The organism is Coprobacter tertius (assembly GCF_024330105.1).
Taxonomy (GTDB): Bacteria; Bacteroidota; Bacteroidia; order Bacteroidales; family Coprobacteraceae; genus Coprobacter; species Coprobacter tertius.
Genome location: NZ_JANDHW010000007.1, coordinates 131118 through 157719, shown reverse-complemented (window position 1 = coordinate 157719; position 26602 = coordinate 131118). Strand labels below are relative to the sequence as shown.

Below are 26602 nucleotides of genomic sequence, written 5' to 3'. Positions count from 1 at the left end.
ATTGGAAAATAAATCATAGAAAGATGAAAAAAATTTTTATACTTATACTTTATTTTTTATGTCTGGCTATAAATTCCGGGGCACAGAAAGGCTTAAATGTGTCTACTTTATTTTCGGGTGAGTATAATAAAAATTCGAATGCTGTTGTAGTGATAATGAAAGGGAGGGAGTTAGAATCATATAAATTGTCTTTCTTTCATAGTATATCGGTGAAAAATTCGGAATATGATGTCGCAAAGTTCGAAAAAGCAGTGTTGGCCGATGGAAAAAACGCGGTTAATAGTAAAGTTATAAAAAATGGAAATAAAGTCTTAGCTGCCTATTATCAGCTACCCCCAGCACTAAATAGTGATAAAGATGCGAATCGTTTTATTCTTTTTCATAAAGAAAATAGTGGAAATGCGACGATCATTTATCTCGAGGGAAAAACTGATCTCGACGCCTTGATAAAAATATTTATAAACAAAAAGAAATAATAAGCAAATGAAAACATTGTTAGTTTTACTTGTTACAATTTTTCCATTTTCGGCAATTGCCGAAAATAATTCAATGAATATTAATGATACGACTTTAATATATAACGGCAAGCGTTATATTATTAAAGATGCCCCGGAAAATATTTCGATAACGGTTTTTGATGCCGAGGGAGATAATTATAATCGTATATATGATGCAAAATATCAAAATGGCAATAAACAGGAAACTTGGCAAGTGAATGAAATAATTTCATTTCCATTTTCGGAGCTGTTGACCAAAAAAAATGAAAAACGACATTCTTTTAAGCCTCATTGGGCCGGATTGGGATTGGGGTTTTGTAATATAATGAACGATGAATTCCGGTTTATTAATGAGAATGGATTGTCTCTTAATTTCGCACGGTCTTTCGAAATTACTTGGAATATCGTAACATTTCATTCTCAGATACGAAATACAGGTTGGGGCCTGGTTTCGGGAATAGGCCTTGATTGGCGTAATTATGTAATGGATAACGAATTTTATTTTGTAAAATATAATAAACAAATTTTAATTTCACCGGTTTTACCGGACGTATCTCTTGATTATTCACGACTGAAAACCGTACATCTGAATGTTCCTTTGCTTGCCGAATGGCAAAGCTTATGTTTAAAAGGTAGGCCATTCGTGTCATTTGGACCCGTTATAGGTATTAAAACATATAGTAGTGTGAAGACCATGACTCGTTATGAAAATCGAAAGATTAAGGAATTTTCAAAAAATATATATCCTAATCCTATTAACGTCGATTTTTTACTTCAATTAGGTTACAGCCATTTGGGCTTTTATGCCAAATATTCATTTTTTAATATGATACAAAAGAATTATGGTCCTTCGATGAACAGCTTTTCGACCGGATTTATGTTGTATTTTTAATTCGGATCGGGATTAAAAATGTCTATTTTCAAAGTTGATAAGTATAGCTTAATTTAACCTGGAAATTTTTAATTTAAATATATAATTTTATGTCAGAATGTGGTATTCACAAAAGAAAACCACATTCTGTTTTATTTTTATGGTTACAATTTATAATTCTTTTAATTCCTCTTTATCCCATTTTTTCCATACCAGTTCCGACCCGAATAAATGTTTCATGACTTGTATGAAATCTTTTGTTTGTTGATTTGAAAAAAATTTTGCTTCCCCGGTTATCGTATTTTCTCCCGATTGCCAGAAAGCGACTGCCGAATCAAACTCACTTCCGTAATTTAATAAAAATAGTAAATTGCTGTTCCACTCGGGAGGCTTTATATAAGTATGACTTACGGCAAGCATTTCTGAGGCTGCTAATTGCAGGTAACCTTCTTGGCTGTTCATTGATGAAATAAGGGCGGAAATAGTAAACCGGTCTTTCACTAAATCCCATGTTTTCTCACTAATTTTTATTGAACTATGTAGTTCGAGAAGTTTTTTGCTATCAGGGATTCTTACTATTATTACACTTTGTAAACTACTATCGCGACGACAAACCTTTGCAATACTATCTATGTATTGAAGCAATTCAGGGTTTGTTGTGAATAAATTAGGCACTTCTTCATTCTCAACTGTTTTTTTCATTCGGCGAGATAACCATAATGCTGTCTCCATCCATTTTTGAGCAGCGGTATTCAATGATTTATCTTCTATTTTATATTTAGTTATTCCGGTCTGTGCAGCACTTGAATCACAAAAAATTACGGAGGCTGAAAAAAAGAATACGATAAAATACTTCATACTAATTTATTTTAAATTGATTAAAGATCATTTCTGAATTCTTAAAAAGAAAAGAATATTATTTTTCAATGGAGAACCATTTATTAATTATAGTTTGTAAAACTAATGAAAATAGTTGATACAATATAGAATCATTTATATATTAAATCCATATTCATAATTTTATAATAACCTTTAGTGTCAATATCTTGTTATCGTATTATCATCGGTAAATATAAACTTCCGATAAAAGTTTTGTTCAATAAATACATACATTATGAAAAAAATAGTAACATTCGTAGACGACACTCAAGTATGTGCTTTAGGGCAGGGAACCTGGAATATGGGCGATTATCCGCCTCGCCGTATAGATGAAATAAGAGTTTTGCAAGCAGGTATAGAAATGGGGATGACCGCAATCGATACTGCTGAAATGTATGGAAATGGAAGATCGGAACAGCTTGTCGGTGAAGCAATAGCAGGGCGGAGAGATAAAGTTTTTCTTATTACGAAAATATTGCCCTCAAATGCGACTCGAGAAGGCACTAAAATCGCTTGTGAAAGAAGTTTGAAAAGGCTTGCAACCGATTATATCGATCTTTATTTGCTTCACTGGGCCGGAGTGCACCCGTTTGAGGAGACGGTATCCGGAATGCTTGACTTGCAGAAACAGGGGAAAATACGTCAATGGGGGGTCAGTAATATGGATGTAGAGGATATGGAAAATTTTTTCTCGATTAAAGAGGGGAATTCGTGTGCTGCCGATGAGGTCCTTTATAATCTGACACGCAGGGGTATAGAGTATGACCTGATACCTTGGGCACAGAAACATGATTTTCCTTTAATTGCGTATTCTCCTGTAGAGCAAGGTCGGTTGCTTAATCATCCGGTTTTGCGTGAAATAGCAGAAAGTCATACTGCCACACCTGTTCAGATCGCTTTGGCTTGGGTTTTAAGGAATCCCGGGATAATGGCTATACCGAAAGCGTCATCTCTGAAACATGTTGAAGAAAATTATAAGAGTTTATCGATAAATCTTACTAGCGATGATATGAAACGTCTCGACGAGGCATTTCCTTATCCAGATCATAAAATTCCGTTAGAAGTAATATAATGCTATAATGTGTGATATAAATATTTATAAATAAATTGGTACAAGGTTGTATATCCTGTGAATAAATGAGTAATTTTGAAAATTACGAATTTAATATCACGAATATGCCTAAGAAACGGATAAATAATTGGCGGATCATTAAAGGACAATCTCTTACAGCACTAGATAAAAGGATATTATATCTACAAAATAAAGGGCATCTTGTACCTATTCGTAATTTAGTGAAAACGCCGGAACAAATTGAAGGTATCAGGCGCAGTGGAACGATAAACACGGGAGTTCTTGACCTTGTACAAAGTGAAATAAAGGAAGGCATGTCGACTGAGGAAATCGATCGTTTAGTTTATGACTATACTGTTTCTCAGGGGGCTATACCGGCACCATTAAATTTCGAAGGTTTTCCGAAAAGTGTATGTACGTCGATTAATGAAGTCGTATGCCATGGAATACCCGATAAAAATCGTATTTTAAGGAATGGAGATATTATTAACGTCGATGTATCTACAATTCTCGATGGTTATTATTCCGATGCTTCCCGTATGTTTATGATCGGAGAGGTTTCTCCAGAAAAACAACGCTTGGTCAACGTAACAAAAGAATGTCTTGAAATAGGTATGAAAGCAGCCCGACCATTCGGGTTTGTCGGTGATATTGGTCATGCAATACAAAAGCATGCCGAAAAAAACGGATATTCTGTTGTTAGGGATTTATGCGGACATGGAGTCGGGTTGGCATTTCATGAGGAACCAGAAGTGAATCATTTCGGGAAAAAAGGAACGGGTATGGTTTTAGTTCCCGGCATGATTTTTACGATCGAGCCTATGATAAATATGGGTACTTATGAAGTTTTTATCGATGCTGCAGATGGCTGGACAGTTATTACGGCCGACCGGAAACCTTCGGCTCAATGGGAACATACTTTATTAATGACGGAAAATGGTGTGGAGATACTTACTTTTTAATAGGATCTTTATATAATTCAGGTTAGAAAGTATATGATTTTTTATTTAATTCCGTTAAGGTATTACTTGTTTATACTAACATTTTGTACTTTTACATTCCAAAATTAATTCGTGGCTAAAATCATAAAAATGAAAACTATATTTATATCTTTATTATTATGTCTGGGATCTGTGTCTGTATCTGCCCAGAAACAATCTTTTACTTTAAAGGCCGAAATAGAGGGTATGCAAAAAGGAGATACCGTATATATATATCGTGAAAATGTTCTTGAACCATCAGATCGTACGGTCGATGTTGTTTTAGCAAAAAAGAAAAACGGATTCGAATATAAAAAGAAAAATGACGGGGCATCGTTTTATACTCTCGAATATCATCCGATTGATACGGCCGTAAGTGCAAGAAATCGTGAAATGTTGCTTTTTTTGGGAAAGGGTACTGTAAAGCTTAAAGGAACTGCTGATCGTTTTAATCTTGCAGAAAAGAGCGGCGCAGAGTATGAAAATTCTCTGGTTGCCCGATATACATTTTTGAAAGATAGTGTAGGCCGGGTCGAAGCAGATGTTTATGATAAATATGATAAAGCTCGCAAAGATAAGAATTCTGCGGCTATGAAAGAAGTATTGGTGGAGTTTACGCAAGTTAATAACGGACCTGATTGGGATAAAGTCAGTATGCAGTTAGCTAACGAATCTACCGATACAGAATATGGCGCAGCTTTATATTTGTGGAATTCATCGTTATTATCGTCGGCTGAAATGGAAAAACGTCTTTCAGAAATGGATTCTGAAATACAAAAAACTTATACAGCCGATTTGATACGTCAGGTGATCGATATGAAAAAGAAAACCGAACCGGGGGCCGTTGCTCCCGATTTTACGCTTTATGTTAACGATACAACGCATGTTTCATTGAGTGATTATAAAGGTAAATACTTGTTATTGTTTTATTGGGGGCCTTCTGTTGGGAGTTATCGTATCAACCCTGAGATAGAGAAGATATATTATACATATCATTCTAAGGGCCTTGAAATTCTTGACTTAGTACAAAATAGTGTAGATCCGGATGCTCTTATGACCTATAAGCCCGAAGTATATCGTCAGTTGAGTCCCATGTTACATCATATATGGAAGACTGTATATACTTCATATCCCGATAATGCATATATTGCCGAACGCTATAATCTTACCGCTATGCCGTTGCTTATACTTATTTCTCCTGAGGGGAAAATAATTGCTCGTAATTTTGGAAATTATGGGGAGATCATTCAGAAGTTAGAGAGGGCGATGTCAAAATGAGATTTTTTTTCTTTTGAGTCATAAGTTTCTAAAACTAACCTTGTGATTATAATGTTATAATCGCTGTTTTTCTAGAAATTTGTTTTTACAAACCGGTAATCATATATCCTTTTATTTGGCTTTATATTCTAAAGACTGAATAAAGGGATTTTTTTATGGTGAATAATTGTGGAGTATGCACAAATATACAAAACGATTGATTATTAAGGTACCTACCTGATAAAAGAAACGGTGACTTATGATAGCATGATATTTTTTAATAGGAGATTAAAATATTACTCAGTAATAATTTACAACTATAATTATTTGAGGCAAAATTATTTTGTAACTTTTTGTATATCTTGAACTTTGCTATAATTATTTAGAACTTATTATTTTTTTTCTCTACGTCTTTTTTACCTCTTTTTGTGTTTTTGTCGTAAATACAAGATTGCAGATGATATTATTCCAAAAGCTTAAGCCATGAATAATTATTATCGTTTTAAAATGTGTTTTGCATTATTCCTTTAATCAGGATTGCTATAATTTAATGGAGATGAAAAAGATATTTTTGATCGTATTTTTATCGGGGTTAGCGTGCTATACTTCATGGGGACAGAAAGTTGCCGTTAAATCAAATCTTCTGTACGCTGTATCGACTACTCTTAATCTAGGCGTTGAATTCGGACTCAGCAGTAAATGGTCGTTCGATTTATCGGGGAATTATAATCCTTGGAAATTCGGAAAATACAGATTAAAACATGGCCTTATACAACCGGAAATACGTTATTGGTTGTGTGAAAAGTTTAACGGACATTTTTGGGGATTACACGGTATTTACGCCACTTATAATGTCGGAGGCCTTTTTTTTAATGATAATATGAAACATAATCGATATCAAGGTCATTTATTCGGTTGTGGTATTGTATATGGTTATCATTGGGTTTTGAATGACCATTGGAATCTCGAAACTTCATTAGGAATTGGCTACGCTCGTCTTTCTGATAAAAAATATCCAATAGCAACTTGTGGAGAAATAATTAAGAAACAGAATCACAATTATTATGGCCCTACGAAATTGGCCGTGAGTATAATATATATAATAAAATAATTAAAGATAAGTATAAATATGAAAAGAGTCGGTTTATATATATTTATCGGTATATTTTTTTTCATACCTATAATGAAAGCTAAAGATCGGAATAATGACGATATAAGAATAGGAAATAAAGATATATTTCGTTCGGGTAATTATTTAAATATAGGTTTTTCTATCGATTATTCCCAATTAAATATAGGTGCTGAAGAGCAAATGATGCTGAGACCCATATTGATAAACGGACTGGATACTCTTCGTTTGCCGTTTGTCCTTTTTACCGGTAAAATTCGGGAGAAGGTTAATCACAGGCAAAAAATATTGTATGACAAGCAAAATGTATTTGGTGAACCGTATCGCGTTATTCCGCTTACAGAAGACCGATCTGATGTTAATTATACGGCTAAAGTTAATTTTAAAAATTGGATGTATGGAAGCAAGTTATATTTAATGCGTAAGATTTCGGGGTGTGCCGAATGCAATAAAGAACTTGGTGCGATCCCTGTTATGCAATTTCATAAAAGGCCTTTAGCCTATTTTGCCGTTCCGTTTTCTGAACCTAAGGTAAGAGAGAAATTGGTGGTGGCAAGATTGAATTTTCATCAGGGAAGTGCCGTACTAAATCCAGAATTCGATAATAATGCTATCGAATTATCTACGATAAATGCTGTGATAGATACCATTGTTGGTGATACAGCTATCGTTCCTCAATTAATTGCGTTAACCGGTTATGCTTCTCCCGAAGGAAATTTCTCTTATAATACACGCTTATCGGAAAAACGGGCTGAAGCATTAAAACATTACCTGATAAATAAACGATCTATTAATGAGGATTTATTTACTGTTGGTTCAGAATCGGAAGATTGGTTGAGCGTACGTCAAAAAGTAGATAGTTCAGAAATCCCATTACGGAATGAGATTATCTCTATAATTGATATGACGGATCATCCGGATGCCCGAGATGAAAAAATAAGAAATTTAGATGGTGGGTATACCTATAGATATTTATTAAATAATATTTATCCGCTTCTTAGGAGAGTTGAATGCAAGTTTCAGTATCGGATTATGCCTTTTACGGTAGAATCAGGAAAAATAATATTGAAATATAAACCCGAACAGCTGAATATGAATGAACTTTACCAAATCGCTTCTACTTATTCGCAAGGTTCTTCTGATTTTAATAATATAATAGAAATTTCATACGACTTATACCCTCAAAATGTTTTTGCGCATAATAATATGGCAGCTATTGCTATAAATAACGGAGACTATATTCAGGCCAGAAATTACTTGGTAGATTTTGAAAACGATCCTGTTGTACAAAATAATTTAGGAGTCTTGTTACTTTATGAAGGTGATTGGAAAAAAGCTCTAAAATGTTTCGAAGAGGCTGAAAAAAATGGATGCAAAGAAGCTTCTTATAACCGCAATGAATTAATGTTGATGTATAAATAAAAAATGTAAAATTTAATAAATTGAAAAATGAAAATTGAAAAATTAAAATTGTTTGTGGCGACAGCCTTATTGGGTTTTGTCTCATGTACCGACGAGGAGCAAAATAATTTAAATTCTCCCTCAGATCTTTCTACTACTAAAATCCGTTTCGAGATGAATTTGAATTTTAAAGATCATATCTATCCTTTTCGGAATTTAGAAAAACCTATGGGGAAAAACGATTTTAGAATTCTGGCATTCAGGCAAGAATCCGGTACGGGAAATTACAGATATTTAAAAGATGTCGATACCGATAATATGAGTATAACAGATAATAAACTCTCGGGAACGGCTACTTTGCCGATTGGTACGTATAAATTTATCCCTGTAGCAGGGATTAATGAGAGGGGTAATTTCACGATGGATGATTTAGTAAAAGGGGGCACTTTTTTACATGAAAATTTAGGATTAAATCTGAATTCTTCTCTTTCGGATACTCATTCGCTGTTTCTTGAAAAAAGAACCTTTGAAGAGATTCCCGACTATACGCTCGGACTTTCAAACGAGAGCAACCCTATCGTAAAATCTACTCTTAATCGTGGAGTATCGAGAGTTGATATTTTATTTATCAGAGCTATTAAAAATCCGGATAATACTTATACCGAAACAAATGGTACGACAGATATATTCGGGGGAATTTTACCCCAATCTTTCGAGATGCGGTTTAGCGGTATAAATAATAAAATAAATTTTGTCGGTAGCCCCATTAAAGATAATGGTATGTATCGAACTTTTAATGCGAATTATAATCCAGATCCGGCAACGGCCGTTACCATCGGAAATTCTGATAAAACAATTGTCGGTACTCCTGAATTTAAAGAATATGATAATATTCTGCCCGATCACATTAACGCCGGTTCAGCTCATATTCGAGGAGCATTCGTTTTCCCTTTTTCCGAAAATAGTACAAAAGCCGGTTTAACTGTGGTTGTTACTAAGGCCCCCAGTACGGTACGTACAATTTATATTGCCGATGGAATACCTGTGGAAAGGAATAAAGTTACGTTAGTGAAAGTTTATGTGTTGAGCGGAACGATATTCGATACTACATTAAACTTCGATATCAGTATCGAAACTGCTTGGGATGGATGTAACATTGTTGAAGAAGAAGTTTAATATTTTTAATCAATAGCTTATGAGGGTCATACGGTATATTTTTTTAGTCGTTTTGCCTGTAATGTGTTTGTTTTCTTGTTCTGAAGATACTCTCGATGGCAGAAAGCCAGGAGTATCTTCAGAAATAAGAAATAAAAAAGAAACAGTGACTTTTATAAATAAAACGAATAATGCCATAATTTATGCTTTTCGAAAAGAAGGGGAAGGTTATTGGTATAATTCGACGATTGGAGAGCATTGGAACGAGGGTAAAATAAAAGTCAGCATGCCAATGGGTGAATATAAATTTTTGTTTTCTGAATCATCCGGAAATAATTTTATGCTTATCCCTGAAACTTTAACTCCGATTACAAATTACAAAGACGTAATGTTTGTAGTTAAGCCCGACGTTTTAAATAACGGCTGTCTGATGCCTTCGGGAGAATTATTTTTACAGGAATACCAAATTGCTGATTCTGTTTATTCAATCAGTTCGGGCAGTACGATAACATGTACCCTTAAAAGGGCTGTATCGCAATTGCGCATAACTGTAAAACAAGGTTATAAACATGGAGATGAATATATTCCGGTTCCTTATGAACAAGGACATTCTATGGCAGACATATTTGAAAATATACAAGTTGAAATCACGGGCGTTGGTAAGTGTGTAAATGCTTCGGGAACATACGATACGGGAAAGTCGTTATCAACCTATTCGATTGATAAAAATGTGCTTACTGCTGATGGATTTATCGATATCGACGGACCTTTTTTTCTTCCTTCTTCAAATTCGGAAAGAAAAATATCTCTAAAAGTATCGCTTAATCCGGTTGATGGTTCTCCATTTCAGAAAATGGAAAAATTGTTAACGGGACATGCTGAACGTAATGAACAATTAGAAATTAGGCTATGGGTTAACTCTGCCTATAAATTAATTGGAATCACCCTTGATAGAATCCCTATTTCGGAAAAAATAACAGGTGACAATGGAATGTGGAATTGATAATGCCAAATGCCTACTATAATGAAAATGATTATCAGACTATTTGTAACGGCTTTATCTTTTGTTACTTTGATGTGGATTTTGATCTCCTGTGCTGAGAATGAATCTATCGAAGCAATAGATAACGTGGAAAAAGTACAAATACCCGTGAAAATGTTTGTAAAAAGCAGTTCGGATAATTTACCTGAACTGAATTATTCGATGTATATTTTTAAAAAATCGAAACAGGAAAATGATTTTATATATTCGGGTTCTTTACTCTCGTTACAAGAAAAAAACAACTGGTTAAGAATACCTTATGTAGAGATGACAGAAAATGATTATCGTTTTCTGTTTATAGCCACTCCGTCAGATAATAGTGAAATTACTATAGAATCGATAGGAAAAAAGCCATTGGTGCAAAATGAGACGAAGTGGAACGATTTAGTCATTATTCCCCTAACCGAGCATCTTTCTATGGAAAATTATTTTGGGGTTACAGAAATGAGCAGTAAGACTATTATGTCAGCCGGAATGATAGAAGGGAAATTAAAACGAATAGTAGGACAAATGATATTCGAATTTGTAAGGACTGGAACCGGAATAGATAATCCCATTGATATAGATCCCCGGTATTTATCGGTTTTAGATAGAGTTTTCACAATAGAAGTCTATTACAAAGGCATAACAAAAGCATTATCATTCGATGCTGAAAATGAATTAGTCGCTGTTGAAAAAAACGAAAACGAATATGTTGAAACTCTGATCGTAAATCAAAACGAGCGATTTCAGGTTTCGGTGCCACAGAATAATATAGGTTTAAATATTGTCGAGTATGCAAAGGGTGGGGTAAGAGTAAATGGTTTATTTCTTCTTCCTTCGGATAAAGGTATAAAAATGCGGCTTTTATTTAAATATTACGATACTACACCGGTATGCGGATTAAAAAATCATATTCATATTCACGATTGTTATCTCGAGAATAGTATAGAATTAAATCTCCCGTCTCTTTATGAGAAAAATGGAATTTCTGTTGTTTCCGATCATTTTACAGTTAATAAGGCTGGAGTACCGGGAAATCGTATTATCGATATACCGGAATTGTCGGATTTCGGCATTCATACTGCTTGGAAAAAATATTAATTAAACAGAATATAATTATGTGGAAAAATATAATCATTATTTCTAGTATACTCCTAAGCATCTATTCATGTCGGGAAGAAAACGATTTTTTAGAAGATATTTTTTTTACAGAGGAGGGTACGGTAAATAAATATAATGTAGATTTTAATTTTATTCTTCATTTGGAAAATATTCAATATGAGACAGATTTACGTCCTATGAGGACAAAAAATGTGGAAGAAGATGTTGTGACGACGCGATTGCAAAATAGTTTCAGAGGTATATTATTGAAAAAATTGAATAATTGCTGGTACTTAGATACTATTGTAACAGCTGAATTAGATCCTGCTCAATCGAAATGGAATACATTATATATAACTGGTGTTAACCAGATAGTTGGTAAATGGAATGTAGATTTGCGTCCCGGAGAATATCGCCTTATAGCTGTACTTAATCCTGAAAGCGTTAAGTGGAATCCTGATATATATGAGGGTATGTTGGTAAAAGATATTTCACATCCCGGTGATACGATTCCCTATGCTTTTAACTATAAAAGATCTATCGATTATTCTAACTATGGAGAACGGGAGTTGAACCGAGAAATATTTACGGGAGTAAAGGAATTTAGTGTGACTAAAACAGGAGACCTACATTCTACTTCCGATAACAGTCTTAAAATCGATTTTTTCCGAAAAGTGATGAAGTTCAGGTTGATGTTAAAAGATTATATACCACCTACAGCCGGCGAAGATGTGAAATTTAATACTACCGAGCATTATTTTAAAACGACCCTCCGTACGTTGGATCAAAAAGGGTTTTGCGAAGGTATGAACTGTTGGGGAGATGCATTTTATCCGAAACTGAATCCGGTAATGAAAATAAAATTTTCAACTACAGCTATTGGCAGATGGTATACCGTAAAAAATGGCGATCGTTACTTTATTATTCGACCGGATAACTCTCATATACCGAATATGTTCTTTCTTACCGGTGCCGAGGCAGACGGAACAATGGATTTTTATTTGACTGATATAAAAATCAATACCTACTCGGGGGGTATTATTTATGTTTATGATGGTACGATTAGAGGTCTCAGAATATTGCCGAACGGTATTAGCGGGGTAGTTTTTCGGCCGGCCGATATCCCGGAAATATTCAATGAAGAATATCCATATGGTAAAGGAATGCTCGAATATTTGCCAGAAGAAGATCCTGCTGTAATTCTTGACGATTTTTGCGAATGGAATTTAGATAAATAGTAAAATTTTATTCAATATGAATACCAAAATATTTTTTGCATTATTGCCATTTATCGGTATTATATATAGTTGTGTACATGAAGATCTCGATAAATGTAAAACTGCTGATGTAGTTGTTAATGTATATGTCGAAAAGTTTGGAGCATCCACATTGTCTCCCGAAGATTCAGAAGCCAATTTTAAAACACGTATTAAAAAGTTTCGCTATTTCTTTTATAAAGATGGCGTATTACAAAAACAGGGGATTGTATCAGATTTTATATCGTCGGATTCCCCTTATTATATTTTTTCTTATTCTGGGTTAGATCCTGGGGATTACCGTCTGATTGTAATCGCTAATTGTGATGATGATGTGTTATCGGGAGATCCTTCCGATATTGATAAATACTTGATTGTATATCCCGGCGTCGATAAATGTGGAGATTATTTTGCTCTGAACTTTCCCTTTACAATAAATTGTGATTGTGATATGCGGTATAATGCATATCTTCAACGATTACACAGTGTTGTAAATTTTTCTTTTAGCCAGATACCTTCTTATTTAACGGCTCTTGAAATTAGCTTGGATAATGTAGGACTTAACCGTTTTATGAGAGGAGACTATAATGGTCATATATCTATTTCAAAGCGTATTATGTTGCAAGAAATGACGAAAAAAAACATTGCGTCCAATTTGCTGGTAGGTGTTTATCCTACTTTACCCAACGAATACGCTACCTATAAACTTAAAGCATTTACTGATAATGCAGATATACCTTGTTTCGAAGCTGTAATAAAAGATAATTTACCACTTATAAGAAATCAATTATTACATATAAATACTTCATTAAATAATGATTTGGATTTTACTGTTACTGTAGATACCCGTTGGGATGGAAGCATTAATGGCGGAGAAACCGACTTAAACTAAAAGGACTTAGTGGAAGAAAGTACTTTTATTTACCATCGTTTAAGTAAGTGAAAAATAATTTCTCTATAGTGTAAAATTGGCACTAAGTATTAAATGATATTAAAATAGAAAAGAAAATGACTCTAATATATTGACAACCGCAAAAAAACTTTTACATTTGCAATGTGTTTTTCATGGTATTAGATTTAAGGTTAATGAAGATTGGTTGTCGCGAGACAACCTTTTTTTGTTTATATATGACTTTTTGATAACATTATAATATTTTTTTTACTCGAAAAGAGTTAGATGGCAATCGATGTTAATTATTCTCTTATATATTTTTCTATTTTTTCCAATAATATTTTAGTTTTGATAGGTTTCGACATGTAATCGTCGAATCCGTTATTCAATACCCGTATTTCGTCCTCTGCAAAAGCATATGCTGTAACGGCAATAATTGTAACGGTATCAGATAGTCGTCTTATTTCTTTTGTTGCTTGATAACCATCCATCTCGGGCATTTTTAAATCCATCAAAATCAGAGAAGGCCTATAATTTCGGTATATGGCAACGGCTTCTACTCCATTACATGCATGTAGAAGTGTGTACTGTTTTTTCAGTATAGATTCAAAAAGTTTATAATTGCTGGCATTATCTTCCGCAATGAGTATAAGAGGCTTTTCGATAGAGTTGTTATTCGTTGGATTTTCGGTTTTGGATGTTTTCTCCGATATTTTATTTTTTTTAGAAGGGATAAATGGTATTTCTATCCAGAATGTTGAGCCTTCGCCTTCAGATGATTCTACTCCTATTTCTCCATTCATTTTACGAATGATCGTTTCGCTTATGGCAAGACCAAGACCTGTACCTTGTGCAAATTTATCCAGTTTGACGAATCGGCCGAATATTTGATTAATTTTATCAGATGCTATACCGCAACCGGTATCTGATACATAAAAATGAAGCATATTAGAATTTGTGAGATAATATCCTATTTTAATACTTCCTTTATGGGTAAATTTTATGGAATTAGAGACAAAGTTATTAATAACCTGTAATAACCGGTTGCGTTCGGTATAAGCAATGCAATCTGTTATTTTTTCATCGAAAGAAACTGATACCTCACTATCGGCTTTCATTTGTGCTATTTGTAAAACTTCTTCCAGTAGTGTATTGACATCTACATCGGAATAAACAAACTCGAGTGTACCAGCTTCGATTTTGGATAGGTCGAGGATATCTCCGATTAGCTGAAGCAAAAGAATATTATTATTTTGTATAATATTAATATACTCTTTTCTTTCATCTTCATCGTCTGTGGTAGTAAGTATTTCCGAGAATCCGACTATGGCATTCAACGGTGTTCTTATTTCATGGCTCATATTGGCCAAAAATGCTGATTTTAAGCGATTACTTTCTTCTGCCTGTTCTTTGGCCAACAAAAGGCTTTGTTCCATTTGTTTCCGTTCGGTTATAACGATACTCGAGCCGATGATTGTCTTGGGAATACCGTTTTCGTCATATTCATAAATCGTACCTTGTTTATCGATCCATTCGTATTCATGGTCGTTATACCAGTGTACAAGGTATTCTTCATGGAAATCTTTTCTTTTCCCGGATAAAAGATCTTCAAATACCGTACGTATTTTTTCGCGATATGACGGGTGTATCGAATTAATATATTTTCCTACCGAACAATAATATTTACCGTTGATAGGAGCTGGCTGGTCCTCGTGGTGATAAATGTTATAATCGCATGAAAATAACTGAAATGGAACGTCACATCGCCAGGGGAGAACTTTAGAGATACTTAATACGGATGATAGTATAGAGTTTGTGATTTCTAACTCTTCTTTTGCTTGACGCTGGGCATATTCGAGTTGTTTATACCTGTCGATGGAAGTCATTGTGCCGATTAATCGTAAAGGAGAGTTATCAGAATCTCGTTTTTCGACAGATGCCTGCATTTCAAGCCAGATATAATTATTTGATTTTTCGATATCGGATCTAAAAACTTGTTGTATATTATTTAATTCTCCCGATGATAATTTATCAAGCATTTTTTTTACTACAGGGCGATCCTGGGGATGTATGGAACTATAAAATTCATCTTTTGTCTTTATATTATCAAGCTGTATAAAGACGTCTTTATCTTTTGAAAACGGGTATGATTCGTAGGTAACTTTTTCTTTTTCTATGTCGTAAGACCAAAGAATGAGTTTCGAAATATTTAATGCCATGGTAAGCTTTTGGGTTACCGAATCGATTTCGCTTTGCTGTTCTTTGATATCGGATATGTCTATAGAGCTGCACAGCAGCCATTTTGTATTACCTGAAGAGAATATATTTTTATTGATTATTAAAGTGTGATTTTTATTATCGCTTTTCAGATTAAAAGTTTCTACGCCTTGATACGAACCGTTTTCCCGGGCTAGTTTTCTATCGAATTCTTGTAATTTTGAAGCTTGCTCTTTTTCGAAAAAAACGTCTTCTGTTTTTCCAATCATTACAGATGCCGGAAATCCGAAAATATTCGATTTTCTACTCCAGAATATATATTTTTCCGTATCCATATTTTTAATGGAAATGGGGATTGCCAGATTTTCAAGTATGTTTTCGAAAAAAGGATGTATTTCCTTTGCACCTGTATTTGTCTCAGGAAATAAATTGGGAGTAACGATTTGTAAAAAAGAGATAATTTTGTTTTCAAGAAATATACATTTTATTTTGAAATTTCGAATCGAACGGTTATATGTAAAACATAGTTCAAATTCCCTTGAAATACCGTCTTTTAATACACTTTCAGCATTTTTTCTATATTTTTCGTATGCTGTCGTATCGGGTATGATATCAGTAATATATTTATTTTTTGCTGTAGATAAAAATGAATTTACGGGATTATCGAAGAGATATAGTATTTTGAATTTATTGTTGTGTATACATATGATATCGACAGAATTTCCCTGTAAAGATTTTAAAAGTTGTAAGGTTTCAGATGATAGTTTATTTTTTCCGAAAAAAGAGAAATATGTGGATATCTTTCCAATTTTTTTCATCTTTGATTAAGTTTAGCGCAATCTAACTATTTTATATTATATAAAATGTCATGTATTTTTACAACTTCAAATATACTATTTTGTATTAGATAATTGTCATTTTGCTTTATATAATTGTCATTATTTTGACAAAAAGATATTTATCAATAAAATGAGTTTTGTTTTTACATTTTTTTCTTCTTTCTTAAAGAAGAATTTGTGTTTTTTTATGCTGCAACATCGATTGAGGTATTACCGATTTAATATGATCGATGAGTAACGAAAGAATTCCCGAGCGTACAAAATCAGTTCGTGAAATCATTGAAATTTGACGTGTCGGCCGTGGAATAGCAAAAGGTCTTACGAGTTTTTTTTGCGTTTCGTTAAGTTGGTAAATTGCCAATTCGGGAATAAAAGTAACACCGTTTCCACTTTCAACCATCCGCATAAAAGTTTCGAGGCTTCCTAATCGATATGCTTGTTGATGAACCTTTACACTTTCCATTTGGCAAAAACGTATTAACTGATCTCTGAAACAATGTCCTTCGTCGAGTAACCAAAGTCGTTCTCCGTTGATATCAGACGAGCGGATGATATCATTTTTGAAAGCTGTTTCCTGTGACGATACATAACCGAAAAATTCTTCATAATATAGAACTTCTTCTTTTAATTCTTTGTGATTTATCGAATTTGCGATAATTGCTGCATCTGCTTTAGTGGATAGAAGAGATTCGATACAGTCATTTGTTTTCATTTCAGATATCCGTATGTCGAGATCGGGATATTGTTTTAGCAATTGTGGAAAAAAACGAGGAAGTAAATATGGTGCAACAGTAGGTAAAACAGAAATACGAAAAATACCCGATAAAGATTTTTTTTCTTCTTTTGCAATATCATTTATTAGCGATGCCTGATATAATACTTTACGAGCTTGTTCTATTATCCGTTCACCGGCAGGTGTTGGGCGTATAGGATGTGCATTGCGATCGAATATCTTAATATCTAATTCTTCCTCGAGTTTTTGTATCATCATACTCAGGGTAGGTTGTGTAACATGGCAATATTCTGCCGCTTTTGCGAAGTGGCGTAATGTAGAAACGGCCAGTATATATTCGAGCTGTTGAAAATTCATAATATTTTCTTTGATAGATTTTATCTATGCAAAGATAGAAATTATCAGTTTGTTTCTATCAATTCGACTCGATATCTTTGTATCAACAAAAACAAACAAATAAAATTTATAAATTATGAAGACAACAAATTATATCCATTTGGATGTTCAAAAAACAGAGACTATTGTAAATGGTTTGCAACAGCTTTTGGCCGATTTTCAGGTATATTATACAAATTTGAGAGGATTTCATTGGAATATCAAAGGTCAGCTATTTTTTGCTTTGCACAGTAAATTTGAAGAATTGTATAATGATGCTGCTGAAAAAGTGGATGAAATTGCTGAAAGAATATTGATGCTTGGCGGAGTACCAGAACATAATTTTAGTAGTTATCTGAAAGTATCTCGTATAAAAGAAACCGCTTATGTCTCGGATGCAGATGAAGCCTTGAAAAATATTCTTGAAACTTATGGGCATTTTATAGAAGAAGAAAGAAAATTGCTTTCTGTAGCTTCAGATGCAAGAGATGAAGTAACTGTATCGATGATGAGCGATTTTTTGGCCGAACAGGAAAAGTTGGTTTGGATGTTGAGTGCTTTTACTGATTAATAAATTATCCTCATTGTTAAGAGGAATATTCCGTCATAGAAAAACAAAAAGACCTTTCCGAAGGAGGAAAGGTCTTTTTTATAGTAGTCGTTGTAAGTCGAAAAAATTAATATGTTGTTAGACTTGCATGCGGAGAACAATTAGCAATAATAATCTGAAATCAGGCTTTCGGACGTGCTTCTTTTACGATCATTGTACGGCCTTCATATTCGGCTCCATTTAGTTCTTCAATGGCTTGTTTAGCCTGAGCTTCATTTGCCATTTCGATAAAGGCGAATCCTTTTGATTTACCGGTTTCACGGTCTTTAATGATCTTAACAGATTCAACAGGACCATACTCTTCCATTACTTGTTGCAAGTCTGCTTCCTTAACACGGTAGTTAAGATTTCCAATGTAAATGTTCATAATAAAAAATAAGTTGATAAATAAAATGTTGAATAGGCGGGTTTGAAATAAGGTTTTATAAAACATACATTAAATTAAATGTATGAAGCATTCAACATTCAGAGCAAACCTACTCTCATTCGATTACAAAGAAAAATATAAAATTTGGATGTACAAGCGAATGATAAATTTTTTTTATTTAAGGTATGTGGCAGGCTTGAAAAACGGTATTTTATGCTTTAAATTTAAAACAAAATCGTAAAACCTGTTTGATTATCGAAAGATTACAATTACTTTTGCGCTGCCAATTGTATTTTGTTAAAAAAATAAGTTGAGATAGGCGGTGATTTCTTGTGCCGTCATTGAATGCATAATAATTTTAAATTAAATAAATTCGTAAGAATGAACGTTTCGCAACAAAACATTGACAATGTAAATGCTGTAATCAAAATAGAGATTACAAAAGCCGATTATCAGGAGAAAGTAGATAAAGCTCTGCGTACTTATCGTCAGAAGGCTAATATCCCGGGTTTTCGTCGAGGTATGGTACCCATGGGAATGGTAAAAAAGATGTTTGGTAAATCTGTTCTGGTAGAAGAAATCAACAAGGAGGTTTCAGAACAACTTTACAACCATATTAAGGAAAATAAATTGAATATTTTGGGCGAACCTCTGCCTTCGGCCGAACAAAAAAATATTGATTTCGATACACAAGAGGATTTTGAGTTTTCGTTTGATATTGCTTTGGCTCCTGAAATTAAAGTTGATCTTAATAAAAATGTAAAAGTCGATTACTATAATATTAAGATCGATGATGAAATGGTAAAGAAGCAGTGCGATGCGATGGCAAATCGTTTCGGTACTCAAATCGAAGTGGAAACAGCCGGAGATAACGACATGATTCGGGGTAAACTTACCGAACTTGCTGAAGATGGAACCGTTAAAGAGGACGGTATTGCCGTTGAAAGCACTATCGTGTCTCCTTCTCATTTTAAGAATGATGATGAAAAGGCTAAATTTGCTGGAGTGAAAGTCGGGGATAAAGTTGTTTTTAACCCTTCGAATACATGTAATGGACTTGAAGTAGAAATGGCTTCTATGTTACACATCTCTAAAGAACAGGCGGCTGATGTTAAAAGTGATTTCGAAATGGAAGTTACTGGAATATTAGGATTTAAACCTGCTGAGATGGGACAAGAGCTGTTCGATAACGTTTTCGGTAAAGATGTTGTGAAAACTGAGGAGGAATATATAGCCAAAATTAAAGAAATGCTGGCAGCTCAGTTAAGCCCCGAAAGCGATTATAAATTCAGTATAGATGCTCGTAAAGTAATCGAAAAAAAGGTAGGTAATGTGGAATTGCCTGAAGAGTTCTTAAAACGTTGGCTGGTAGCATCAGGGGAAAATCGTACTCCCGAATCTATTGAAGAAGAATACCCAAAAATGCTTCCCGATCTTAAGTGGCATTTGATAAAAGAACAGATTGTACGCGACTTGAATATTAAGGTAGAAGACGCCGATGTACTCGAAATGGCTAAAAAAGTTACTCAAGCACAGTTTGCTCAATACGGGATGGCTAATGTTCCTGCTGATATTCTTGAAAAGTATGCGACTGATATGCTTAAAGATAAAAATGCTGTACGTAATATCGTAGATCGTGCTACGGAAGAAAAAATTACGAAGGCTATAAAAGAAAAGGTGAAACTTAATGAAAAAGAGATTGCCCTCGACGATTTTTATAAACTGTTCGAAAATAAATAACTCGAAAATGATAGCAAAAATTCCCGTATCTTGGAAAAGATATGGGAATTTTTATGTCTTTTGATTATATGATATGCCCGGTGAAGAACAATTTCGGCAGGTATATTTTTTTGTATTATTATTGATTTTATATTCTTTTATGTGACGAATGCAATAAAATAAATTTGTATGTTTACTGAAATTATTTATACCTTTGTTTGTTACAATTAAAGAATGACAATTTAAAATTTAAAGAAAATGGCGATAAACGATTTTAAGAATTATGCAACCAAGCATTTAGGTATGAATGGTCTGGCATTGGATAAATATATGGATATAACGAGCAGTTATATTTCGCCTACCATAATCGAGGAGAGACAATTGAATGTCGCCCAGATGGATGTTTTCTCGCGTTTGATGATGGATCGTATTATTTTTTTGGGTACACAAGTTGATGATTATACGGCTAATGTAATACAGGCTCAATTGCTGTATTTGGATTCTGCAGATGCCGGAAAAGATATTTCGATATATATCAATTCTCCGGGTGGAAGTGTGTATGCCGGACTTGGAATTTATGACACGATGCAGTATATTGCCAGTGATGTTTCTACGATATGTACCGGTATGGCTGCTTCTATGGCTGCAGTTCTCCTTGTTGCCGGTACTAAAGGTAAACGATTTGCTTTAAGGCATTCCCGCGTCATGATACATCAACCTATGGGAGGAGCCCAGGGACAAGCGTCGGATATTGAAATTACTGCTCGTGAAATACAAAAGTTGAAAAAAGAATTGTATACGATTATTGCAGATCATTCGGGAAATACGTATGAGCGTGTAGAAAAAGATTCTGATCGTGATTATTGGATGACTGCCGCAGAAGCAAAAGAATACGGGATGATCGATGATGTACTTTCACGCTCAAAATAATCCTTTAAAATAGACTTGAAAATTAGAAGAGAAGCAAGAACGATAAATTATAATGGCGAAGCAAGAACACAAATGTAGTTTCTGTGGACGATCGGAAAATGAAGTAAATTTGTTAATAACCGGTATGACTGGTTATATTTGTGATACATGTGTCGAACAGGCTTATCTGATCACCGAAGAAGCTTTCGGGAAAAAGAAAAATAATAAGACGGATCTCGGTTTTTCCAAAAAGGATTTACCTCGACCACATCAGATAAAAAAATTTCTCGATGAGTATGTAATCGGACAAGATGATGCAAAACGTTATCTGTCTGTTGCGGTTTTTAATCATTATAAACGCTTGTTACAGAATCAGGAATCCGATAAGGATGAAGTCGAGATAGAGAAGTCAAATATTATAATGGTTGGCCCTACGGGAACCGGTAAAACATTACTTGCGAAAACTATAGCTCGTATGTTGCATGTACCTTTTACAATTGTAGATGCAACAGTGCTTACCGAAGCAGGATATGTCGGAGAAGATATAGAAAGTATATTGACACGTTTATTACAGGTAGCCGATTATAATGTAGAAGCGGCCGAACGTGGTATTGTATTTATCGACGAGATAGATAAAATAGCCCGGAAAAGTGATAATCCCTCTATAACCCGTGATGTAAGCGGAGAAGGAGTTCAGCAGGGATTGTTGAAGTTGCTGGAAGGATCGGTTGTAAATGTACCGCCTCAGGGTGGTCGTAAGCACCCCGATCAGAAAATGATTGCAGTAAATACTAAAAATATACTTTATATTTGCGGCGGCGCATTCGACGGGATTGAGAAAAAGATCGCTATGCGTTTAAATACGAGAGTAGTAGGATATGCAGCAGATAAAAATAAGGCTGTGATCGATCGAAATAATCTTTTGCAATATGTATCCCCACAAGATTTAAAGGCTTTTGGTCTTATCCCCGAGATAATCGGACGTTTACCTATATTGACATATTTAAATCCTTTAAATAAAGAGTCGTTGCGTAGGATACTAACCGAGCCTCGGAATTCGATTATTCGTCAGTATGAGAAGCTATTTGAAATGGATGGTATAAAACTGACGTTTGATGAAAGTGCCCTTGATTTTATCGTCGAAAAAGCGATTGAGTTTAAGTTAGGAGCCAGAGGATTACGGTCGATTGCTGAGAATATTATGATGGATGCGATGTTCGATATGCCATCCTCTGACGAAAAAGAACTGAATATTACCCGTAAATATGCAGAGGATAAACTAAAGAAGACAAATATGCTGACTTTACATTAAAATAATAGTGTAAAAATTGGTTATTTTGAAGACTTGTTTATAATTTTGTTTCAATGCTTATATAAATCCGATTTCCAACATATGTCGTAATTAAAGTTTAATTTACTATTGAATGGCTAAGAGCACAAATCTGACAGAAGAGTTAAAAAGATATTTCGGGTTCGATACTTTTAAGGGAAACCAGAAAGCGATCATCGAAAATCTACTTGCCGGCAATGATACATTTGTATTGATGCCTACCGGAGGGGGCAAGTCATTGTGTTATCAGTTGCCGTCTATGTTATTGGATGGTACGGCTGTTGTTATTTCTCCACTTATCGCACTTATGAAAAATCAAGTAGATGCGATGCGTAATTTTAGTGAAGAAGACGGGGTAGCCCATTTTATAAATTCTTCGTTGAATAAAGCGGCTATAGATCAGGTGAAATCCGATATTTTATCAGGAAAAACAAAATTACTGTATGTGGCTCCCGAGTCGCTTACTAAAGAAGAGAATATAGAATTTTTAAAACAAGTAAAAATCTCATTTTATGCAGTGGACGAAGCCCATTGTATTTCGGAATGGGGACATGATTTCCGTCCCGAATATCGTAGGATACGTCCCATAATTAACGAAATAGGTTCTCATCCGCTTATAGCCCTTACAGCAACGGCGACGCCGAAAGTACAACATGATATTCAGAAAAATCTGGGTATGATCGATTCGGCAGTATTCAAATCTTCCTTTAACCGACCCAATTTATATTATGAAGTAAGGCCAAAAACTCAGAACGTAGATAAAGATATTATAAAGTATATTAAGAATCAGTCTGGAAAATCGGGAATAATATATTGTCTTAGTCGTAAAAAAGTGGAGGAATTAGCCGAAACTTTAAAAGTAAACGGGATAAATGCGTTACCCTATCATGCCGGAATGGATTCTGCGACACGTACAGCTAATCAGGATGCTTTTTTGCTTGAAAAAGTAGATGTTATCGTAGCTACGATAGCCTTTGGTATGGGAATAGATAAACCCGATGTGCGTTTTGTAATACATTATGATATTCTTAAAAGTCTTGAGGGCTATTATCAGGAAACCGGAAGGGCCGGAAGAGATGGAGGTGAGGGAGAATGCATTACTTTCTATGTTAATAAAGATTTGCAGAAACTCGAGAAATTTATGCAAGGTAAGCCTATCGCAGAACAAGAAATAGGTAAACAATTGCTGCTCGAAACTGCAGCATATGCTGAGTCTTCGGTATGTCGTCGTAAACTACTGTTGCATTATTTTGGGGAAGAATACGGAGAGGAAAACTGTGGAAATTGTGACAATTGTTTAAACCCTAAAAAACAAGTGGAAGCTCAAGATTTACTTTGTGCAGTTCTTGAAACTGTAATTGCATTAAAAGAAAAGTTTAAAGCCGATCATGTGATCGACGTATTATTAGGAAAAGAAACATCAGAAATATTATCTTATCATCAGGACGATCTCGAGGTATTCGGGTGTGGACAGGGAGAAGAAGAAAAAACATGGAATGCGGTTATTCGTCAAGCCCTTATTGCCGGTTATCTCGATAAAGATATCGAAAATTATGGCTTATTGAAAGTAACGAAGTCTGGCCATGCCTTTTTGAAAAAACCGGTATCTTTTAAGATTGTACAAGATAATGATTTCGATGAAGTTGAAGAAGAAGTACCGATGAAAGGCGGAGCTTCTTGTGCGGTAGATCCAACTCTTTATTCTATACTTAAAGATTTGAGAAAGAAAATCGCCAAGAGGCTCGAACTACCTCCTTATGTTATATTTCAGGACCCTTCTCTCGAAGCTATGGCTACTACATATCCGGTGACTATGGAGGAGTTACAAAATATTCCAGGAGTTGGAGCCGGTAAAGCAAAAAGGTATGGAGAAGAATTTATAAAAGTAATAAAGATACATTGTGATGAGAATGAGATAGAACGTCCCGAAGACTTAAGAGTGCGTACTGTCGCTAATAAATCGAAATTAAAAGTATCTATTATTCAGGGTATCGATCGTAAGATTGCACTCGATGAGTTGGCTGAGTCTAAAGGTCTCGAATTTACCGATCTTTTAGATGAGGTAGAAGCCATTGTATATTCGGGTACGAAAATAAATATCGATTATTTTCTGGAAGAAATAATGGATGAAGATCATATCGATGATATTTTCGAATATTTTAAAGAAGCCGATAGTGACAGTCTCGAAGATGCGATTGCTGAACTCGGACGGGATTATACAGAAGAAGAAATACGTTTGGTAAGAATTAAATTCCTTTCGGAAATGGGAAATTGATTCTTTATATAATATAATTATGCAACGGCTGTAGAAATTTTCTACAGCCGTTGTTGTAATGGTGTAAAAAAGCATGAAAAAAAAGCATTTTACGCATAAAGATTCATTAAAAATATTTATCTTTGCACGCAATAAATTTTTAACGCCTTCCTCATTATGTCATTTATTGCAGATAAAGTTGTCATGGACGGGTTAACATTCGATGATGTATTGTTAATCCCCGCTTATTCGGAAGTTCTTCCGCGTGAAGTCGATCTTACGACTCGTTTTTCACGAAATATCCAGTTAAATATTCCTTTAGTTTCGGCAGCAATGGATACTGTTACCGAGGCTCAGTTGGCAATTGCTATAGCCCGAGAAGGGGGTATCGGTGTAATACATAAGAATATGCCGATAGAAGCCCAGGCAAGACAAGTGCATATGGTAAAAAGAGCTGAAAATGGAATGATTTACGATCCTATAACCATAAAAAGAGGTTCTACAGTAAAAGATGCTTTAGGGTTGATGAAGGAATATCACATCGGTGGAATACCGGTGGTATCGGATGACGGATGCCTGGTAGGTATAGTTACCAACCGAGATCTTCGTTTCGAACGTAATCCAAATCGTCTTATCGATGAGGTTATGACGTCTGACAATTTGGTTACGACAACTCAGTCGACCGATCTTCAGCAAGCTGCCGATATTTTACAGCAACATAAAATTGAGAAATTGCCTGTTGTAGATAAGAACGGTAAATTAATAGGGCTGGTAACGTACAAGGATATAACCAAAGCTAAAGATAAACCTTTTGCTTGTAAGGATAAACTCGGTCGTTTGCGTGTTGCTGCAGGTGTAGGAGTAACCGGTGATTCTATGGAACGTGTTGCTGCTCTTGTTGATGCCGGTGCAGATGCAATAGTAATCGATACGGCTCACGGGCATTCTGTACATGTTATAAATTTGTTGAAGCAGGTAAAAGCTAAATATCCGCAAATCGATGTTGTTGTGGGGAATATAGCAACTGGTGAGGCTGCTCGTTATTTGGCTGATGCCGGAGCAGATGGAGTAAAAGTAGGAATAGGGCCGGGGTCTATTTGTACGACACGTGTTATTGCTGGCGTAGGAGTTCCTCAGTTATCTGCGGTTTATGAAGTGGCAAAAGCATTGAAAGGAACTAATATTCCTTTAATCGCAGACGGTGGTATTCGTTATTCGGGTGATATTGTAAAAGCATTAGCTGCCGGCGGCTATTCCGTAATGTTGGGGGGGATGTTGGCCGGTGTAGAAGAATCGCCGGGCGAAACGATTATATATAACGGACGTAAATTTAAATCGTACCGGGGTATGGGATCTCTCGAAGCGATGGAAAAAGGCTCTAAAGACCGATATTTTCAGGCAGGTGAAACCGATGTCAAGAAGCTCGTTCCCGAAGGAATCGCTGCAAGGGTACCTTATAAGGGTTCGTTATATGAAGTAATCTATCAGATGGTTGGCGGGTTACGAGCTGGAATGGGTTACTGCGGAGCTGCCGATATAGATGCTTTGCACAAAGCTAAATTTACTCGTATTACAAATGCCGGAGTTGCCGAAAGTCATCCTCATGATGTAACAATTACCAGCGAATCACCCAATTATAGTAGCAGAGGATAAAATTCCGTTTATAGGATACGTTATAAATACACTAATTTAGCGTTGTAAATATAATTTTTTTATATTTGAATCGTTAAATTAG

At 34.8% G+C, this 26602-nt stretch carries 22 protein-coding genes; 18 read left to right on the top strand and 4 right to left on the bottom strand.

Translation table 11 applies throughout. The features are described from left to right. Nucleotides 1-23 precede the first annotated feature (23 nt). Both NMU02_RS08850 and NMU02_RS08845 read left to right on the top strand, forming a co-directional pair. On the top strand, nt 24-476 hold the full coding sequence (locus tag NMU02_RS08850; protein WP_255027458.1) for a DUF6108 family protein: 453 nt from the start codon (nt 24-26) through the stop codon (nt 474-476). A 7-nt stretch (nt 477-483) separates the two neighbouring features. Continuing rightward, nucleotides 484-1389: a hypothetical protein gene (locus tag NMU02_RS08845; RefSeq protein WP_255027457.1), complete on the top strand. Its 906-nt coding sequence runs from the start codon at nt 484-486 to the stop codon at nt 1387-1389. A 150-nt stretch (nt 1390-1539) separates the two neighbouring features. Here the strand turns inward: NMU02_RS08845 and NMU02_RS08840 are convergent, their stop codons facing one another. After that, complete coding sequence (locus NMU02_RS08840; RefSeq protein ID WP_255027456.1) at nt 1540-2226, bottom strand: hypothetical protein; 687 nt, start codon at nt 2224-2226, stop codon at nt 1540-1542. 256 nt (nt 2227-2482) lie between these two features. Between NMU02_RS08840 and NMU02_RS08835 the strand changes: the two genes are divergently transcribed. The 10 genes from NMU02_RS08835 (at nt 2483) to NMU02_RS08790 (ending at nt 13514) form a co-directional block, all read left to right on the top strand. Then, nucleotides 2483-3319: an aldo/keto reductase gene (locus tag NMU02_RS08835; protein WP_255027455.1), complete on the top strand. Its 837-nt coding sequence runs from the start codon at nt 2483-2485 to the stop codon at nt 3317-3319. Between the two features lie 104 nt (nt 3320-3423). After that, on the top strand, nt 3424-4281 hold the full coding sequence (gene map / locus NMU02_RS08830; RefSeq protein WP_255027515.1) for a type I methionyl aminopeptidase: 858 nt from the start codon (nt 3424-3426) through the stop codon (nt 4279-4281). Nucleotides 4282-4410: 129 nt separating this feature from the next. Continuing rightward, nucleotides 4411-5577: a TlpA disulfide reductase family protein gene (locus tag NMU02_RS08825; RefSeq protein WP_255027454.1), complete on the top strand. Its 1167-nt coding sequence runs from the start codon at nt 4411-4413 to the stop codon at nt 5575-5577. Nucleotides 5578-6112: 535 nt separating this feature from the next. Then, complete coding sequence (locus NMU02_RS08820) at nt 6113-6667, top strand: DUF3575 domain-containing protein (protein WP_255027453.1); 555 nt, start codon at nt 6113-6115, stop codon at nt 6665-6667. A 72-nt stretch (nt 6668-6739) separates the two neighbouring features. Next, nucleotides 6740-8107, top strand: coding sequence for an OmpA family protein (locus tag NMU02_RS08815; RefSeq protein WP_255027452.1), 1368 nt, complete (start codon nt 6740-6742; stop codon nt 8105-8107). 27 nt (nt 8108-8134) lie between these two features. After that, nucleotides 8135-9262, top strand: coding sequence for a hypothetical protein (locus NMU02_RS08810; RefSeq protein WP_255027451.1), 1128 nt, complete (start codon nt 8135-8137; stop codon nt 9260-9262). 19 nt (nt 9263-9281) lie between these two features. Beyond that, nucleotides 9282-10244 (top strand): FimB/Mfa2 family fimbrial subunit, encoded by a 963-nt coding sequence (locus NMU02_RS08805; RefSeq protein WP_255027450.1) that lies wholly within the window; start codon nt 9282-9284, stop codon nt 10242-10244. A 21-nt stretch (nt 10245-10265) separates the two neighbouring features. Beyond that, on the top strand, nt 10266-11366 hold the full coding sequence (locus NMU02_RS08800) for a DUF5031 domain-containing protein (protein WP_255027449.1): 1101 nt from the start codon (nt 10266-10268) through the stop codon (nt 11364-11366). A gap of 17 nt (nt 11367-11383) precedes the next feature. Beyond that, a complete protein-coding gene (locus NMU02_RS08795) occupies nt 11384-12604 on the top strand; it encodes a hypothetical protein (protein ID WP_255027448.1) in 1221 nt (406 codons plus the stop codon). Nucleotides 12605-12620: 16 nt separating this feature from the next. Next, nucleotides 12621-13514, top strand: a complete 894-nt coding sequence (locus tag NMU02_RS08790) for a hypothetical protein (RefSeq protein ID WP_255027447.1) — start codon at nt 12621-12623, stop codon at nt 13512-13514. A 302-nt stretch (nt 13515-13816) separates the two neighbouring features. Here NMU02_RS08790 and NMU02_RS08785 read toward each other — a convergent pair whose 3' ends face one another. Together NMU02_RS08785 and NMU02_RS08780 are read right to left on the bottom strand one after the other, a co-directional pair. Then, entirely contained in the window at nt 13817-16549 is a 2733-nt protein-coding gene (locus NMU02_RS08785) for an ATP-binding protein (RefSeq protein ID WP_255027446.1), read from the bottom strand. Between the two features lie 184 nt (nt 16550-16733). After that, the gene (locus tag NMU02_RS08780; protein WP_255027445.1) at nt 16734-17660 is read right to left on the bottom strand and encodes a hydrogen peroxide-inducible genes activator; all 927 of its coding nucleotides are present in this window, start codon (nt 17658-17660) and stop codon (nt 16734-16736) included. A gap of 115 nt (nt 17661-17775) precedes the next feature. On the opposite strand from NMU02_RS08780, the gene NMU02_RS08775 reads away from it, so the two are divergent. Continuing rightward, nucleotides 17776-18249 carry a Dps family protein gene (locus NMU02_RS08775; protein ID WP_255027444.1) on the top strand — a complete coding sequence of 158 codons (474 nt, stop codon included), beginning with the start codon at nt 17776-17778 and terminating at the stop codon, nt 18247-18249. A 160-nt stretch (nt 18250-18409) separates the two neighbouring features. Here the strand turns inward: NMU02_RS08775 and rbp are convergent, their stop codons facing one another. After that, nucleotides 18410-18655: an RNA-binding regulator gene (gene rbp, locus NMU02_RS08770; protein ID WP_255027443.1), complete on the bottom strand. Its 246-nt coding sequence runs from the start codon at nt 18653-18655 to the stop codon at nt 18410-18412. A gap of 381 nt (nt 18656-19036) precedes the next feature. Here rbp and tig point away from each other — a divergent pair, with 381 nt between their 5' ends. The 5 genes from tig (at nt 19037) to guaB (ending at nt 26520) form a co-directional block, all read left to right on the top strand. Then, on the top strand, nt 19037-20395 hold the full coding sequence (gene tig / locus NMU02_RS08765; protein ID WP_255027442.1) for a trigger factor: 1359 nt from the start codon (nt 19037-19039) through the stop codon (nt 20393-20395). A gap of 243 nt (nt 20396-20638) precedes the next feature. Continuing rightward, nucleotides 20639-21304 carry an ATP-dependent Clp endopeptidase proteolytic subunit ClpP gene (gene clpP / locus NMU02_RS08760; protein ID WP_255027514.1) on the top strand — a complete coding sequence of 222 codons (666 nt, stop codon included), beginning with the start codon at nt 20639-20641 and terminating at the stop codon, nt 21302-21304. 52 nt (nt 21305-21356) lie between these two features. Continuing rightward, on the top strand, nt 21357-22595 hold the full coding sequence (clpX, locus tag NMU02_RS08755; RefSeq protein WP_255027441.1) for an ATP-dependent Clp protease ATP-binding subunit ClpX: 1239 nt from the start codon (nt 21357-21359) through the stop codon (nt 22593-22595). Nucleotides 22596-22707: 112 nt separating this feature from the next. Further along, entirely contained in the window at nt 22708-24888 is a 2181-nt protein-coding gene (recQ, locus tag NMU02_RS08750; protein WP_255027440.1) for a DNA helicase RecQ, read from the top strand. A gap of 156 nt (nt 24889-25044) precedes the next feature. After that, nucleotides 25045-26520, top strand: coding sequence for an IMP dehydrogenase (guaB, locus tag NMU02_RS08745; protein WP_255027439.1), 1476 nt, complete (start codon nt 25045-25047; stop codon nt 26518-26520). The last annotated feature ends 82 nt before the right edge of the window (nt 26521-26602 follow it).

Excerpts from the sequence above, each read along its gene's own strand:
- NMU02_RS08835 (WP_255027455.1), top strand. The coding sequence starts at position 2,483 with ATGAAAAAAATAGTAACATTCGTAGACGACACTCAAGTATGTGCTTTA.
- NMU02_RS08790 (WP_255027447.1), top strand. The coding sequence starts at position 12,621 with ATGAATACCAAAATATTTTTTGCATTATTGCCATTTATCGGTATTATA.
- NMU02_RS08800 (WP_255027449.1), top strand. The coding sequence starts at position 10,266 with ATGAAAATGATTATCAGACTATTTGTAACGGCTTTATCTTTTGTTACT.
- NMU02_RS08850 (WP_255027458.1), top strand. The coding sequence starts at position 24 with ATGAAAAAAATTTTTATACTTATACTTTATTTTTTATGTCTGGCTATA.
- NMU02_RS08825 (WP_255027454.1), top strand. The coding sequence starts at position 4,411 with ATGAAAACTATATTTATATCTTTATTATTATGTCTGGGATCTGTGTCT.
- map (WP_255027515.1), top strand. The coding sequence starts at position 3,424 with ATGCCTAAGAAACGGATAAATAATTGGCGGATCATTAAAGGACAATCT.
- tig (WP_255027442.1), top strand. The coding sequence starts at position 19,037 with ATGAACGTTTCGCAACAAAACATTGACAATGTAAATGCTGTAATCAAA.
- clpX (WP_255027441.1), top strand. The coding sequence starts at position 21,357 with ATGGCGAAGCAAGAACACAAATGTAGTTTCTGTGGACGATCGGAAAAT.
- NMU02_RS08785 (WP_255027446.1), bottom strand. The coding sequence starts at position 16,549 with ATGAAAAAAATTGGAAAGATATCCACATATTTCTCTTTTTTCGGAAAA.
- NMU02_RS08810 (WP_255027451.1), top strand. The coding sequence starts at position 8,135 with ATGAAAATTGAAAAATTAAAATTGTTTGTGGCGACAGCCTTATTGGGT.
- rbp (WP_255027443.1), bottom strand. The coding sequence starts at position 18,655 with ATGAACATTTACATTGGAAATCTTAACTACCGTGTTAAGGAAGCAGAC.
- recQ (WP_255027440.1), top strand. The coding sequence starts at position 22,708 with ATGGCTAAGAGCACAAATCTGACAGAAGAGTTAAAAAGATATTTCGGG.
- NMU02_RS08820 (WP_255027453.1), top strand. The coding sequence starts at position 6,113 with ATGAAAAAGATATTTTTGATCGTATTTTTATCGGGGTTAGCGTGCTAT.
- NMU02_RS08840 (WP_255027456.1), bottom strand. The coding sequence starts at position 2,226 with ATGAAGTATTTTATCGTATTCTTTTTTTCAGCCTCCGTAATTTTTTGT.
- guaB (WP_255027439.1), top strand. The coding sequence starts at position 25,045 with ATGTCATTTATTGCAGATAAAGTTGTCATGGACGGGTTAACATTCGAT.
- NMU02_RS08805 (WP_255027450.1), top strand. The coding sequence starts at position 9,282 with ATGAGGGTCATACGGTATATTTTTTTAGTCGTTTTGCCTGTAATGTGT.
- NMU02_RS08815 (WP_255027452.1), top strand. The coding sequence starts at position 6,740 with ATGAAAGCTAAAGATCGGAATAATGACGATATAAGAATAGGAAATAAA.
- NMU02_RS08780 (WP_255027445.1), bottom strand. The coding sequence starts at position 17,660 with ATGAATTTTCAACAGCTCGAATATATACTGGCCGTTTCTACATTACGC.
- NMU02_RS08795 (WP_255027448.1), top strand. The coding sequence starts at position 11,384 with ATGTGGAAAAATATAATCATTATTTCTAGTATACTCCTAAGCATCTAT.
- NMU02_RS08845 (WP_255027457.1), top strand. The coding sequence starts at position 484 with ATGAAAACATTGTTAGTTTTACTTGTTACAATTTTTCCATTTTCGGCA.
- NMU02_RS08775 (WP_255027444.1), top strand. The coding sequence starts at position 17,776 with ATGAAGACAACAAATTATATCCATTTGGATGTTCAAAAAACAGAGACT.